General features: G+C 44.1%; 1 pseudogene. It reads left to right on the top strand.

The features are described 5' to 3' along the window. Positions 1-354: pseudogene (locus BTV99_RS12910) on the top strand (GTP 3',8-cyclase MoaA); the annotation flags it as partial.

The following is a 354-nucleotide window of genomic DNA, read 5'->3' as shown; positions in this document are numbered from 1 at the left end:
CATCCATTCGCCGCGATGTTGTCGAGATTATTCAGACCATTAAACAGACACAAGGCATCGAGACCGTCGCTATGACCAGTAATGGTTATAAGCTGGGTAAACATCTACCTAGTTGGCAAGCGGCTGGATTAAATCAGTTGAATATCAGCATGGACAGCTTTGATGCGGCGACCTTTTATAAGATGACAGGCTTTAATACATTGCCGCAGTTGCTCGCTGATATGGATACCTTGCTTGCCACCACCGATATCAAGCTAAAAATTAACAGCATCTTGATGGCAGAGACCGCCTTTGAAAATCTAATCACTGCCATCGACTATATCAAAGACCGACCCGTCACTTATCGTTTTATAG

The sequence above is a fragment of the Psychrobacter sp. Rd 27.2 genome, from assembly GCF_001921755.1.
In the GTDB taxonomy this organism is placed as follows: domain Bacteria; phylum Pseudomonadota; class Gammaproteobacteria; order Pseudomonadales; family Moraxellaceae; genus Psychrobacter; species Psychrobacter celer.
Note: the sequence above shows the minus strand (reverse complement) of the source record. Positions and strands in the feature narration are given on the sequence as shown.